This window comes from Serratia sp. FS14 (genome assembly GCF_000695995.1).
In the GTDB taxonomy this organism is placed as follows: domain Bacteria; phylum Pseudomonadota; class Gammaproteobacteria; order Enterobacterales; family Enterobacteriaceae; genus Serratia; species Serratia nematodiphila.
On sequence record NZ_CP005927.1, the window covers coordinates 2,429,465 to 2,442,180 of the forward strand.

Annotated in this window: 12 protein-coding genes; 5 read left to right on the forward strand and 7 right to left on the reverse strand. The window is 61.3% G+C overall.

The window, feature by feature from the left end; genetic code table 11:
• Positions 1–17 precede the first annotated feature (17 nt).
• A complete protein-coding gene (locus L085_RS11020) occupies positions 18–428 on the reverse strand; it encodes a DUF2502 domain-containing protein (protein WP_004936369.1) in 411 nt (136 codons plus the stop codon).
• A gap of 222 nt (positions 429–650) precedes the next feature.
• A complete protein-coding gene (gene mgrA, locus L085_RS11025) occupies positions 651–1,640 on the reverse strand; it encodes an L-glyceraldehyde 3-phosphate reductase (RefSeq protein WP_044030748.1) in 990 nt (329 codons plus the stop codon).
• Between the two features lie 188 nt (positions 1,641–1,828).
• Between mgrA and L085_RS11030 the strand changes: the two genes are divergently transcribed.
• Positions 1,829–3,490 (forward strand): thiamine pyrophosphate-binding protein, encoded by a 1,662-nt coding sequence (locus L085_RS11030; RefSeq protein ID WP_044032012.1) that lies wholly within the window; start codon positions 1,829–1,831, stop codon positions 3,488–3,490.
• Here the strand turns inward: L085_RS11030 and L085_RS11035 are convergent.
• Positions 3,487–4,356, reverse strand: coding sequence for a LysR family transcriptional regulator (locus tag L085_RS11035; protein WP_044030749.1), 870 nt, complete (start codon positions 4,354–4,356; stop codon positions 3,487–3,489). The genes L085_RS11030 and L085_RS11035 overlap by 4 nt on opposite strands.
• Before the next feature lie 99 nt (positions 4,357–4,455).
• Here L085_RS11035 and L085_RS11040 point away from each other — a divergent pair, with 99 nt between their 5' ends.
• Positions 4,456–4,908 carry a multidrug/biocide efflux PACE transporter gene (locus L085_RS11040; protein WP_004936357.1) on the forward strand — a complete coding sequence of 151 codons (453 nt, stop codon included), beginning with the start codon at positions 4,456–4,458 and terminating at the stop codon, positions 4,906–4,908.
• Positions 4,909–4,974: 66 nt separating this feature from the next.
• Positions 4,975–5,667, forward strand: a complete 693-nt coding sequence (locus tag L085_RS11045; RefSeq protein ID WP_044030750.1) for an aspartate/glutamate racemase family protein — start codon at positions 4,975–4,977, stop codon at positions 5,665–5,667.
• Here L085_RS11045 and L085_RS11050 read toward each other — a convergent pair.
• Positions 5,664–6,911 carry an ion channel protein gene (locus L085_RS11050; protein ID WP_044030751.1) on the reverse strand — a complete coding sequence of 416 codons (1,248 nt, stop codon included), beginning with the start codon at positions 6,909–6,911 and terminating at the stop codon, positions 5,664–5,666. The two genes, L085_RS11045 and L085_RS11050, sit on opposite strands and share 4 nt — an antisense overlap.
• Before the next feature lie 310 nt (positions 6,912–7,221).
• Between L085_RS11050 and glk the strand changes: the two genes are divergently transcribed.
• The gene (gene glk / locus L085_RS11055; RefSeq protein WP_015378652.1) at positions 7,222–8,184 is read left to right on the forward strand and encodes a glucokinase; all 963 of its coding nucleotides are present in this window, start codon (positions 7,222–7,224) and stop codon (positions 8,182–8,184) included.
• A gap of 69 nt (positions 8,185–8,253) precedes the next feature.
• On the opposite strand, the gene L085_RS11060 is transcribed toward glk, so the two are convergent.
• Positions 8,254–9,483 (reverse strand): OFA family MFS transporter, encoded by a 1,230-nt coding sequence (locus L085_RS11060; protein ID WP_044030752.1) that lies wholly within the window; start codon positions 9,481–9,483, stop codon positions 8,254–8,256.
• Positions 9,484–9,880: 397 nt separating this feature from the next.
• Here L085_RS11060 and L085_RS11065 point away from each other — a divergent pair, with 397 nt between their 5' ends.
• Positions 9,881–10,213, forward strand: coding sequence for a DUF2502 domain-containing protein (locus tag L085_RS11065; protein ID WP_033632450.1), 333 nt, complete (start codon positions 9,881–9,883; stop codon positions 10,211–10,213).
• A gap of 4 nt (positions 10,214–10,217) precedes the next feature.
• On the opposite strand, the gene L085_RS11070 is transcribed toward L085_RS11065, so the two are convergent.
• Both L085_RS11070 and L085_RS11075 read right to left on the reverse strand, forming a co-directional pair.
• Complete coding sequence (locus tag L085_RS11070) at positions 10,218–10,952, reverse strand: LytTR family DNA-binding domain-containing protein (RefSeq protein WP_004936341.1); 735 nt, start codon at positions 10,950–10,952, stop codon at positions 10,218–10,220.
• Positions 10,949–12,640, reverse strand: a complete 1,692-nt coding sequence (locus L085_RS11075) for a sensor histidine kinase (RefSeq protein ID WP_033632451.1) — start codon at positions 12,638–12,640, stop codon at positions 10,949–10,951. Before L085_RS11075 ends, L085_RS11070 begins: the two co-directional genes overlap by 4 nt.
• Positions 12,641–12,716: the final 76 nt, after the last annotated feature.

Here is a 12,716-nt window from a genome sequence, read left to right on the forward strand (position 1 = left end):
GCGCCGGCCCGTCGTCTTTAATCGCGGTCGTCATCGCCGTGGCGGCGCCAGCGATCGCGGTCATGATCGTGATGGTGCTTTTTCTCTTTCTTCCAGTGGTGCTTATCGTAGTGTTTGTCGTATTTACGATAGCGTCCTTCATGATAGTAATAGTGTTTACGCCAGTAGTCGCCATCGCGCCAGCGATAGCCGTCCCAGTAGTAACCGCGACGGCTGCGGTCGCCGAGATAACGGCCCTGATGGCCTTGCCACCAGTCGCGATCCCGCCAATCGTAACCGTCCCAGTAACGGCCGCGGTTATCCTGATCGCCGATGCGCAATGAAACGCCCGGCATCAGATCGATGCTGATCCCTTCGGCATGCGCCTGCTGTGCGGCGGGCAGTACCGTCGCCGCCAAAATGGCGGCCAAGAGCAGAGGTTTAAACATGGCTTCTCCTTCCCGCTTGCGCGGCCTGGCCGTTTGTCACTTTATGAAGCGCGTTCATCAGTTTAAAAGCGGCCTTATCGTTATTTTTGCTGCAATATCGGCATCATAGCGCCGGCATATAGGGTTGAATCTGAGAGCCACTCTGAAAATGATGCAGGAGGTTAAGATTTGAGATTTTTCTGGAGTATCGCCGCTCGATTGAACGGCGGAATTTGTAAGCGATTACAATAAGATGTTCTCGATCTGCGCGAGCTCTTCTTCACTGAAGTGACGATTGGCCAGCATGCCCACCGCGTCTTCTATCTGCGCATTCTTGCTGGCGCCGATCAACACTGAGGTCACGCGATCGCCGCGCAGCACCCAGGCCAGCGCCATCTGCGACAGCTTCTGCCCGCGTTGCCGCGCCAGCGCATCGAGGCGGCGCACCTTGTCCAGTCGCTCGGCGGTCAGCTGCTCCGGCTGCAGGAAGCGACTGCCGCTGGCGGCGCGAGAATCTTGCGGGATGCCGTGCAGGTAACGATCGGTCAGCAGGCCGCCCGCCAGCGGCGAGAAGGCGATAGATCCGACGCCATGTTCTTCCAGCGTATCCAGCAACGCCGTTTCCGGCCCGCGTTCCAACATCGAATACTTCGGTTGATGGATCACGCACGGCGTGCCGAGCCGCTGCAGGATGTCGAACGCCTGGCGCGCGCGCTCGGCCGGGTAGTTGGACAGGCCGACATACAGCGCTTTGCCCTGGCGCACCAGCAGATCCAGCGCCGCCATGGTTTCTTCCAGCGGCGTGTCCGGATCCGGCCGATGATGATAAAAGATATCCACATACTCCAACCCCATGCGCCTCAGGCTCTGATCGAGGCTGGCGACCAGGTACTTTTTCGAGCCCCAATCACCGTAGGGGCCGGGCCACATGGTGTAACCGGCTTTGGAGGAGACGATCAGCTCATCGCGCCAGGCCCGCAGATCGGCGTTGAGAATGCGGCCAAAGTTCTCCTCGGCGGCGCCGGGCGGCGGGCCGTAGTTATTGGCCAGATCGAAATGGGTAATGCCGCGATCGAAGGCGCAGCGGATCAGGCCGCGGGCGTTATCGTACAAAGTGGCGTCGCCGAAGTTGTGCCACAGGCCGAGTGAGACGGCGGGCAGCTTCAGCCCGCTGCGGCCACAGCGCCGGTATTCCATAGCTTGATAACGCGAGGGGGAGGCTGGGTAAGACATAGTTATCCTTGTCGGCGAAAGGTGAAGTGCTTTGAGTGTATACGTTTCCACACCGCGTTGCCGCGGGAGCGATCACGACGCCGGCATGTAACGCCAGGTTGCCGTTCGATGCCGGGATGATTGTTCGAAATTTGAACGGCATCTTCGATAATTAAGATAATCGCTTCAGCTGCAGACAGGTGATGATCATGACTCAGACCTATACGGTGGCCGATTATCTGCTCGATCGTCTGGCCCAAATCGGCATCCGTCATTTCTTCGGCGTGCCGGGGGATTACAACCTGCAATTTCTCGATCACGTCCTCGCGCATCCGCAAATCACCTGGGTAGGCTGCGCCAACGAGTTGAACGCCGCCTATGCGGCTGACGGCTATGCGCGCTGCAAACCGGCGGCCGCGCTGCTCACCACCTTCGGCGTGGGGGAGCTGAGCGCGTTGAACGGGGTGGCCGGCAGCTACGCCGAATACCTGCCGGTGATCCACGTGGTTGGCACGCCGGCGCAGCGCGCCCAGCGCGCCGGTGATTTGCTGCATCATTCGCTGGGGGATGGCGACTTCACTCATTTCGCCCGGATAGCCAAAGAGGTGACCGTCGCGCAGGCCGACCTGACCGCCGACAACGCCGCGCTGGAGATAGACCGCCTGATCGGCGCCGCCTTGCTGGAGCATCGCCCGGTTTACCTGATGTTGCCCAGCGACGTCGCGCAGGCGCCGCTGCCGAGTAAACCGGCGCCGCTGATGCTGCGCCAGGCCAAACTGTCGCAGAGCGCATTGCAGGCGTTTATCGCCGCGGCGCGCGAAAAGCTGCTGTCGGCACGGCGGGTGTCGCTGCTGGCGGACTTCCTGGCCGATCGCTTCGGCGCCGAAGCGGCGCTGGACGAGTGGCTGCAGGAGGTCGATATGCCGCATGCGACGCTGTTGCTCGGCAAGGGCCTGCTGGACGAGAATCGCGCCGGTTTTGTCGGTACCTACTGCGGCGGCGCCAGCGATCCGGCGGTGAAACAATTGATCGAAAACGCGGATGTGGTGATCAACGTCGGCGTACGCTTGACCGACACCATTACCGCGGGGTTCACGCATCACCTGCCGGTGGAAAAATGCATCGATATTCAACCGTTCGAAGCCTGGATCGGGCGGCAGCGCTTTAGCCGCATTCCGATGCGCGAGGCGGTGCAGGCATTGCACCGCCTGAGCCTGTCGCTGGCGTCGCGTTGGCCGTTGCCGCCGATCGTCCGCCCGGCGCTGCCGGAAGGCGATGGGGAAGGGCTGGATCAGCACGCCTTCTGGCGGCAAGTACAGGATTTCCTGCGGCCGGGGGATATCGTGCTGGCCGATCAGGGTACCGCCTGTTTCGGCGCGGCGGCGCTGACGTTGCCGCGTGGCTGCCGCCTGATCGTGCAGTCGCTCTGGGGATCGATCGGCTATACCCTGCCGGCGACGTTCGGCGTGCAGACCGCCGAACCGCAGCGCCGGGCAGTATTGCTGATCGGCGACGGCGCCGCGCAGTTAACCGTGCAGGAACTGGGATCGATGCTGCGCGACGGGCTTAAACCGGTGATCTTCGTGTTGAACAATCAGGGGTATACCGTTGAGCGCGCGATTCACGGGCCGGAGCAAAGTTATAACGACATCGCGCGCTGGAACTGGACGCAGTTGCCGATGGCGTTGGCTGGTGATCGGCCGGTGAAGGCGTTGCGGGTCAGCGATCCGGACGGATTGCGTCAGGCGCTGCGCGAGGTAGCGGACGACGAGCGGCTGGCCTTCATCGAAGTGATGCTGCCGAAGATGGACATTCCGGAACTCCTCGATACCGTCTCTCGCGCCATTCAGGCGCGCAACGCCGCCGCTTAAGGCAGGGTGTCGCCCAGCAGGCGCTCCAGCATCCAGAACCCCGCCGGGCCCGGTGGGGTCAGTTTGGACCAGACCGCATCCACCGAAATCAGTTTGGGCCAGCCGCGCGGCCGCAGCTGGGTGAGCCTGCCGTGGCCGTATTGCTGCACCAGCCAGTGCGGCAACACCGCCCAACCGAATCCCTGTTCCGCCATCTCCAGCAACAGCAGATAGCTGGGCGCCGACCACACCAGCCCGCCTTGTCTGGCCGCCTCGGCGCCGGTGTAGGTATTCAGGATCAACTGGCGGGTGCTGGACAATTGCTCCGGCGTCGGCGCAGCGACCTGCGCCAGCGGATGCTGATGGGCGACGAACAGCCCCATTTCGGTCTGCTCAGGCAGCCGGGAGAAGGCGATATCCGGCGGATAACTTTTTTGCACTTCCACCATGCCCAAGTGCGCGCGGCCGCTTTGCAGCAGATCGATAACGTCGCCTTCCTCAGCGATCATCCATTCCAGCTCAATCTCCGGGTAGCGCTGTTCGAACAGTTGCATCAACCGATCGTGATGCTTGGGCTGGTAGGTATCGGAAAACACCATGCTCAGGCGCGGTTCAACCTCGCCCGCCAACTGAATGCTCAGGGCGTCGAGGCGTTCGCTGGCGGCCAGGATCGCCTGCACATGTCCCAGCACCTTGCGGCCGGCAGCGGTGAGCACCGGCTGGCGCGCGCCGCGATCGAACAGGGTCAGCGCCAGGTCCGCCTCCAGATTGGCGATGGCGGTGCTGATGGTGGATTGGCTTTTGCGCAATTTGCGCGCGGCGGCGGAAAACGAGCCGAGGGCGGCGGCTTCGACAAACGCGTGCAACGCTTCCGGGGAATAGTGCATGATCTATCTACTTTATCGATGGAACCTATTTTTAATCTACCCAAAAAAGCGATGATAATCACCTGGCTTTCGCAACAACTGTTGAAAAAAAGGTGATGTATGCAACTGCAAAACAAGTCTCTCATTGAACGTATCGTCCACGCCGTCGGTTTCGAGGCCATCGCCGTGATGGTTTGCGCCCCGCTGGGCGCGTGGCTGCTGAACCGTTCAATGGTGCAGGTCGGTGCGTTGGCGGTAATGCTCTCCACCGTCGCGATGCTGTGGAACATGGTTTACAACACGGTGTTCGACCGCCTGTGGCCGGTCAGCCGGGTGGTGCGTAACCTGAAGGTGCGTGCGCTGCACGCCGTCGGCTTTGAAGCCGGTTTTATCCTGATCGGCGTGCCGATCGCCGCCTGGATGCTGAGCATCTCCTGGACGCAGGCGTTTATGCTGGAAATCGGTTTCTTCCTGTTCTTCCTGCCGTACACCATGGCCTATAACTGGCTGTACGACATGCTGCGTCAGCGCTGGTTCGAGGCGCGCCAGCCGATCAATTCCGGCGCCAAATAAGGCGTCGTCAGACCGACGATTCTCAGGTAAGGTCAGAGGATCGTCGGAAATGCTGAGGAACGAAGGATGAAAGTGTTGGGTCTGCTGGGCGGCATGAGCTGGGAATCCACCATTCCGTATTACCGCACCATCAACGAGCAGGTAAAGGCGCGCCTTGGCGGGCTGCATTCGGCCAAAATCGTGCTCTACAGCGTCGATTTCCAGGAGATTGAGCGCTTGCAGCACCAGGGCGATTGGGACGGCGCCGGCCGGCTGTTGGCCGCCGCCGCGGTGGCTTTGCGCGCCGCCGGCGCCGAAGCTATCGTGATCTGCACCAACACCATGCACAAGGTGGCGGAGGCGGTCGAGCAGGCCAGCGGCCTGCCGCTGATTCACATCGCCGATGCCACGGCGCTGCAGGTGCGGGAAAAAAACATTCGCCGCGTCGGGCTGCTGGGCACGCGCTTTACCATGGAGCAGACCTTCTACCGCGGCCGCCTGCAGGAATTGCACGGCATCGACGTGGTGACGCCGGTCAGCGCCGATCGCGACATCGTACACCGCATCATCTATGACGAGCTGTGCCTCGGTAAAATTCGCGACGCCTCGCGCGACGAGTATCGCCGGATTATCAGCGATCTGGAACAGCAGGGGGCGCAGGGGATTATTTTCGGCTGCACCGAAATAGGCTTGCTGGTGAGCGAGCGGGATGCGTCGGTGCCGGTGTTCGACACCACTGCAATCCACGCCCGCGCCGCCGCGGCGTTCGCGCTGGCCTAATCGTCGCGCGGCGGTTGCCGGCGGTTTACCAGCATCAGCGGTTTGCCCGCCAGCGCCAGCCAGGCGGGCAGCATCACGATGCACAACACCGGCAGCAGGTGCAGATCCGGCACCACTGCCACCGCCATAAACAGGCTCAGCCAGCCGTCGCGCGTCACTACCAGCACCAGCCCCATGATGGCGCAGGAGACGGTGATCGCCGCCGGCACCGCCGGAACATGCTGGTGCAGCATCAGGCCCAGCGCCGCGCCGACGAACACCGCCGGGAAGATGCGCCCGCCGCGAAAACCGCAGGCGGCGGCGATCACCAGCGCCGCCAGCTTGGTCAGGGTAATGGTCAACAGCGCCGGCACCGAATAGCTGTCGTCCACCGCCAGGCGTTTCATCTCATCCAGCCCCTTGAACAGGGTAATCTCTCCGCCCAACAGCGCCAGCAGCCCCAGCACAAAGCCCCCCAGCCCTAACATCAACACCGGATTCTTCATTGAATGGAACAGGCGGTGAACGTGCGGGAAACACCACAGCGCCACCATGCCGAGCGCGATGGCGATCAGCGCCACGATGGCGCCGCTGAAAATGTCCGGCAGCCGCGTCACGTCGTAGGCATCGAGCTGCAGGGCGAAATTGGGCACGAAGAACATCTGCGTGGTGACCGCGCCGGCGGCGGCAGCCACCAGCGGGGCGAACAGCCGATCCCACAGCGGCGTTTCGTTATTGCCGGCCAGGGTTTGCGAGAAGATCAGCGCGGCGGCGACCGGTGTGCCGAACATTGCGCCGATAGTGCCTGCCGCCGCCAGGATGATCCAGTCCATGTGCGGCACCTTCGGCAGCAGGCGCGCGCCGGCCGCCGCCACCAGTGCGATGTTGATGGCGGTGATCGGGTTCTCCGGCCCCAGACTGACGCCGCCGGCCAGGCCGACAATCAGCGCCAACCCCAACCCCGGCAAGGCGGCGAGCGGCAGCGGCATGCCGATCAGCGATTCCGTCGCCGGATCCGGCCCGGCGTGACCCGGCATATAACGCACGATCAGGCCGACCGCCACGCCGGTCAGCGTCAGCATCGCAACCGGCCACCAGGGCGACTGGGCGTCCAGGCTCAGCGCATCGGGCAGCGTCACCCACAGTAATTGCTGCAATGCGGCGGCAATTTTCATCACCAACAGCAGCACCAGACTGGAAACGGAACCGATAATCAGCGCAGGCAAAGCAAAGGCCAACATGGCATTGGCGCGCGGATGCAGCATGAATAATCCCTTGTCGATGCCTCCCTGCGGGGCAGGGAGTGCGGGTGGTTGGGCAGTGGCCACAGCTTGCCAGACTATCGGCGCGCAGGCACGCATTGATATTGCCCGGCGGCGATGACGGTTAACAGTCGCCGGGGGGCGTTTTTTGCCGCAATTTGTTTCAAATCGCGGCATAGCGGACAAGCTGAAACGTTTTTTGTGATCCGGATCGCTATTGAGGTGCAGATCCGAGGCGGGTGATTGTTGTTTTCGCAGCAGGATTTTACAGTGTGGGCAGCGTTTTATTTTTCATTTTGCGGAGACGAAATCAATGACCTATGCCCTCGTGGGTGATGTTGGCGGCACCAATGCCCGCCTGGCGTTGTGCACTGTTGCGACGGGTGAGATTACCCAGGCGAAAACCTATTCCGGCCTGGAGTTCGACAGCCTGGAGGCGGTGATCCGCCAATACCTGAAAGAGTGCGAGATCGAGGTGCAGGACGCCTGCATCGCGATCGCCTGCCCGGTGACCGAAGACTGGGTGGCGATGACCAACCACAGCTGGGCGTTCTCGATCAAAGAAATGAAGGCCAGCCTGGGGTTGAGTCACCTGGAAGTGATCAACGATTTCACCGCCGTCTCGATGGCGATCCCGATGCTCTCGCCGGACGACGTGCTGCAGTTTGGCGGCGGCGATGCGCAGCCGGGCAAACCGATCGCGGTGTACGGCGCCGGCACCGGGCTGGGTGTTGCCCACCTGGTGCAGGTCGATCGCCGCTGGGTCAGCCTGCCGGGCGAGGGCGGCCATGTCGATTTCGCACCGAACAGCGAAGAAGAAGACATTATTCTGGAGGTGCTGCGCGGTGAAGTGGGGCACGTTTCCGCCGAGCGCGTGCTGTCCGGGCCGGGCCTGGTCAATCTGTATCGCGCCATCGTTAAGGCGGACAACCGGCTGCCGGAGAAACTGGAGCCGAAGGACATCACCGAGCGGGCGCTGGCCGACAGCTGTATCGACTGCCGCCGCGCGCTGTCGCTGTTTTGCGTGATCATGGGGCGCTTCGGTGGCAACTTGGCGCTGAATCTGGGCACCTTCGGCGGCGTGTACATCGCCGGCGGCATCGTGCCGCGCTTTATGGAATTCTTCAAGGCCTCGGGCTTCCGCGCCGCCTTCGAAGACAAAGGGCGTTTCCGTGACTATGTGCGAGACATTCCGGTGTTCATGATAACCCATGGCCAGCCGGGCCTGTTGGGGGCCGGCGCGCATCTGCGCCAGACGCTTGGCATGCGGCTGTAAGCCGCGCGGCGGGGCAATAAAAAAGGGGCGCAACCTGCGGGTTGCGCCCCTTGTCGTTTTCGTAGGGGATCAGGCTTTGGCCAGCTCCGCCGCCTGTGCGGTTTCTTCGCTTTCCATTTCCACCGCTTTCGGCGCTTTGATGAACAGTGTAATCAGCAAAGAAGCGGCAGACAGGACGCCAATCACCATGAAGGTGGCGTGGAAGCCGCCGAAGTATTTGGCGACGAACGAACCGGCCAGCGCGCCCAGGCCGAAGCCCTGATAGATGATGCCGTAGTTCTTGCTGTGGTTCTTCAGGCCGAAGAAGTCGCCGACAATCGCCGGGAACACGGTGATATTGCCGCCGAAGCAGAAGGCCACCGCGCCAGCGCAGATGAAGAACAGCGTGTGGTTCAGGGTCATGAAACTCAGCGCGACAATCGCCAGCACGGTAACCAGCATGGTGAAGCTGATGACGCGCATACGGCCTACTTTATCAGACAGCGTACCCAGAATGATGCGGCCGGCGGTGTTGAAGATGGCGACGGCGGACACGGTGTTGGCGGCGGTGGCCAAATCCATCCCGGCCAGCTGAACGCCCATGTCTTTCACGATGCCAATCAGGTACAGACCGCTCATGCAGGCGGCGAAGAAGATGGTGAACAGCAGGTAAGCTTCTTTGGTGGCCAGCATCTGGCGCACGCTGAAGTCGTTGCCCAGACCGTTGGCGCCTGGCTGTGCGGCGCTGGTTGCCAGCACCGGCTCTTTCAGCAACAGGGAGCCGACGACGATCAGGCCCATCACGATGGCACCCCAGTAGAAGAAGGCGCCTGAAACGCCGACGTCGGCGATCAGGGCGGCGTTGACGTATTTGAACAGCAGGCTGCCGCTGCCGAAGGCGCCGACGGAGATGCCGGAAATCAGGCCTTTGTTGGCCGGGAACCATTTAATCAGGTTGGACAGGGTGGAGATGTAGGCGATACCGACCGCAAAGCCCACCACCACGCCGGCCAGCAGGTAGATCATGTCGAGCGAGCTGACATGGGCGCTGGCGATCAGGCCCAGGCCGACCAGGATGCCGGAACACAGCGTCAGGTTGCGGATGCCGAAGCGCTCTTGCAGCTTGCCGGCGAACAGCGTGGCGAAAGCCAGGAAGAAGCTGGTGATGGAGAAGGTGGTGGCGACGTCCGCCAGTCCCCAGTGGAACTTGTCGACCAGCGGCTGGTTGAACAGGCTCCAGGTGTAGATGGTGCCCAGACCCATCTGACAGATGATGGTGCCGAGAACGATTAAGCTGCGATTTGCCGGTTTGGTGTTCATGGCCGGTCTCCTTCCTGTGTGTGCGTTGCCGGGCGTGAGCCGCTGGCTGAAATTTGCGGGGTGAATCTATGTTCCCGCGGTCTGGGCTTATTATATGGCCGGCCCCCCCGGCGGACGGTGGATCGGGAATGAATTGCACGGCAGAAGGAATGAAATGCATTTTATACGGCGTGAGTTGCCGTTTTTACGCCTAAAAGCGCGTGAAATGCCGGGAGTAACACGTGATCTACATCAAAGATATCAACGATTTATTGTTAATCGCCGGTGAACGATTGTGGTGAAATTGTGAAGGATGCGTCTGCAAGGCGTAAATCGGCATTGCGCCTATAGAGCGGCGGCGAGCGCGGGACTATGTTATCTGCGATCGGATGAGGTCCGCTCTGCAGGAGTCCATGAAATGAAAAAAACGCTGTTGTTACTGGCTGCGCTGCTGGCGCTGCCGCTGGCGAGCCAGGCCGACGTGTCCATCGGCGTGAACGTGCCGGGCCTGTCGTTGCATATCGGCGATCGCGATCATCGCGGCCACTACTGGGACGGCTATCGCTGGCGCGATCCGCGCTGGTGGGCCGATCATCACCGGTATGAACGTTCGCGCGGGTACTATTATGGCCCGCCGCCACGGGTGATTTACTACGGGCCGCCGCGGCGCGACTGGCGAGATCGGCCGCATTACCGCATGCCGCCACCGCCGCCGCCCGGCTATTACTACCGTCCGGGCCCGCGCTGGTAAGCGCTTACAGGCGCATCAGCTTGCGAAATTCTTTCACCTTGCTGCGGCTGACCGGCACTTCAAACTCAAGATCGCTCAGCCGCAGAATGTAGGTATTGTTGAACCAGGGCACGATCTCGCGGATCTTGGCCAGGTTAACGCAGTAAGAGCGGTGGCAGCGGAAGAAATGCTCTTCCGGCAGCCGGCCGTAAAACTCGGTGAGGTTCATCGGCATCACGAATTCTTCCCGGCGAGTATAGACCCGCGTCACCTTTTCATCGGCGGCGGCGTAATAGATGTCGTTGATGTCGGTAACGATGATCCGCTCGTCTTTGATCAGGTTGATGCTGTGGCTGCCGCGGCTCGGCGCGCTGGTCGGTTCCGCCGCGCCGGCGGGGCGATGATGCAGCGCCTCCAGTTTTTGCAACATGGTGACGATGCGCGCCTCGTGATAGGGCTTGAGGATATAGTCGAACGCCTCGATCTCGAAGGCTTCCACCGCGTGTTCTTTATAGGCGGTGATGAACACGATCGATGGCCGATGGGCGAACTTGCTGATGTTTTGCGCCAGCAGCACGCCGTCCAGCGACGGGATGTTAATGTCGAGGAAAATGGCGTCGACCTGGTGGGTTTGCAGGTATTTCAGAACGTCGAGGCCATCCTCGAAGGTAGCGACGATATCGATATTGCTGTGTTTCTTGATCAGGTAGCTGAGTTCTTCCTGCGCGAGGAATTCGTCTTCCACGATGATAGCTTTCATGAGGCCTCCCCGACCGGCGGCGCGCTCGGTTCCTGATGCAGCTTGCCGCCGTTTTTGCTGATGTAGAACGCGATTTCGGTGCCCGGCTCCAGGCGGCGGATATGCAACCCTTCACCGTACAGCAGCGACACGCGGTGATGCACGTTGAGCAGGCCGATATTGTGGCCCGGCATCTCGTTGCGCGCCACCCGGTCGATGGTTTCCTGGTTGATGCCGTGGCCGGTATCCTTCACCGAAATTTTCACCCGATCGCCCTGATCTTTCACCGCGATCACCACCACCCCTTTACCCTTGCAGGGCTGGATGCCGTGCACGATGGCGTTCTCCACCAGCGGCTGTATCAGCAGGCTCGGAATGCGCACCGAGACGTCGTCGTCGATGTCGTAAATCACCGTCAGCTTGGCGCCGAAGCGCGCCTGTTCGATGGCGATATAGTCCTGAATCTGATGCAGTTCCTTACGGATATCGATCAGTTCGTCGTTCAGCTCCAGGTTGTAGCGCAGGTAGCGCGACAGGTTAATGATCAGCTGGCGCGCGGTGTCCGGATTCAGGCGGATGGAGGAAGAGATGGCGTTCAGCGCGTTGAACAGGAAGTGTGGGTTAATCTTGCTCTGCAGCGCGCGCATTTCGGCTTTATCCGCCATCTGGCGCAGATGCTCGATGCGCGAAACCTCCATCTGGGTGGAGATGATCTGCGACAGCCCGACCGCCATTACCTTCAGCGTGTTGGTGATCTGGTGAGCGTGGCAGTAGTAAATTTTCAGCGCGCCGGTCACTTCGCCCTTTTCCCACAGCGGCACCACCAGCTGCGAATGGATCTGCGGCGCGGCCGGGTTTTCCAGGTTGTTTTTGATGATGATTTTGCCGTGGCGAATGCTTTCGCGGGTAACGCGGCTCAGCCCTTCGCGGCCGATTGGGTAGGCTTCGCGCCCCACGCCAACGTAAGCCAGCACCTGATGGGTATCGGTGATCGCCACCGCGTCGGCGCGGATGTCCTGGCGGATGATATCGCAAATGGTGGCCAGCGATTCGCTGTTGATGTTGCGAAAATAGGGCAGCGTCTTGTGGGCGATATCCAGTGCCAGCTTGGCCTGGCGTGCGGCGATCACTTCTTTTTCATCTTCGACGCTCTGCACCAGCAGCACGATCAGGCCGATGCACACCGTGCCGAGGATCATCGGCAGCGCGATCTGCGACACGATGTCGAGCCCAAGCTCGGTCGGCTTGGCCCACAGCACGATCAGTAGCATGGTGAGGGATTCGCACAGCATGCCGCCGACGATGCCGGCGCGCCAGCGCTGCTCTTTTCTCACCTTGAGGTTGATGTAGCCGGCGCTGATGCCGGCGATGATGCTGGTGATGAGGCAGGGCACCGAGGTGATGCCGCCGATGTCGATCAGATAGCGGTGCACCCCGGCGATGATGCCGGTGACGATCCCCACCCAGGGGCCGAACAGAATGCCGCCGGCCATGATGGCGATGACGCGCACGTTGACCAGCGATCCCTCAACGTTGATGCCGGAGTAGGTGCTGAACAGCGCGAACAGCGAGAAGATCGCCGTGACGATGCCGAGCTCGAGCGGCGTATGGTCTTCTTTTTGCAGCAGTTGGCGGAACAGCCGGGTGCGGGTCAGAAAAAACAGACAGATCAACATCAGCGCGGCGCGATCAAACACCGCCAACAGCATTTCAAAAAAAGGGTGCACGACGGGTTCTCGCTGCGGCCTACGGATGGCGGCAGTATACCACAGCGAGAAAGGCCCG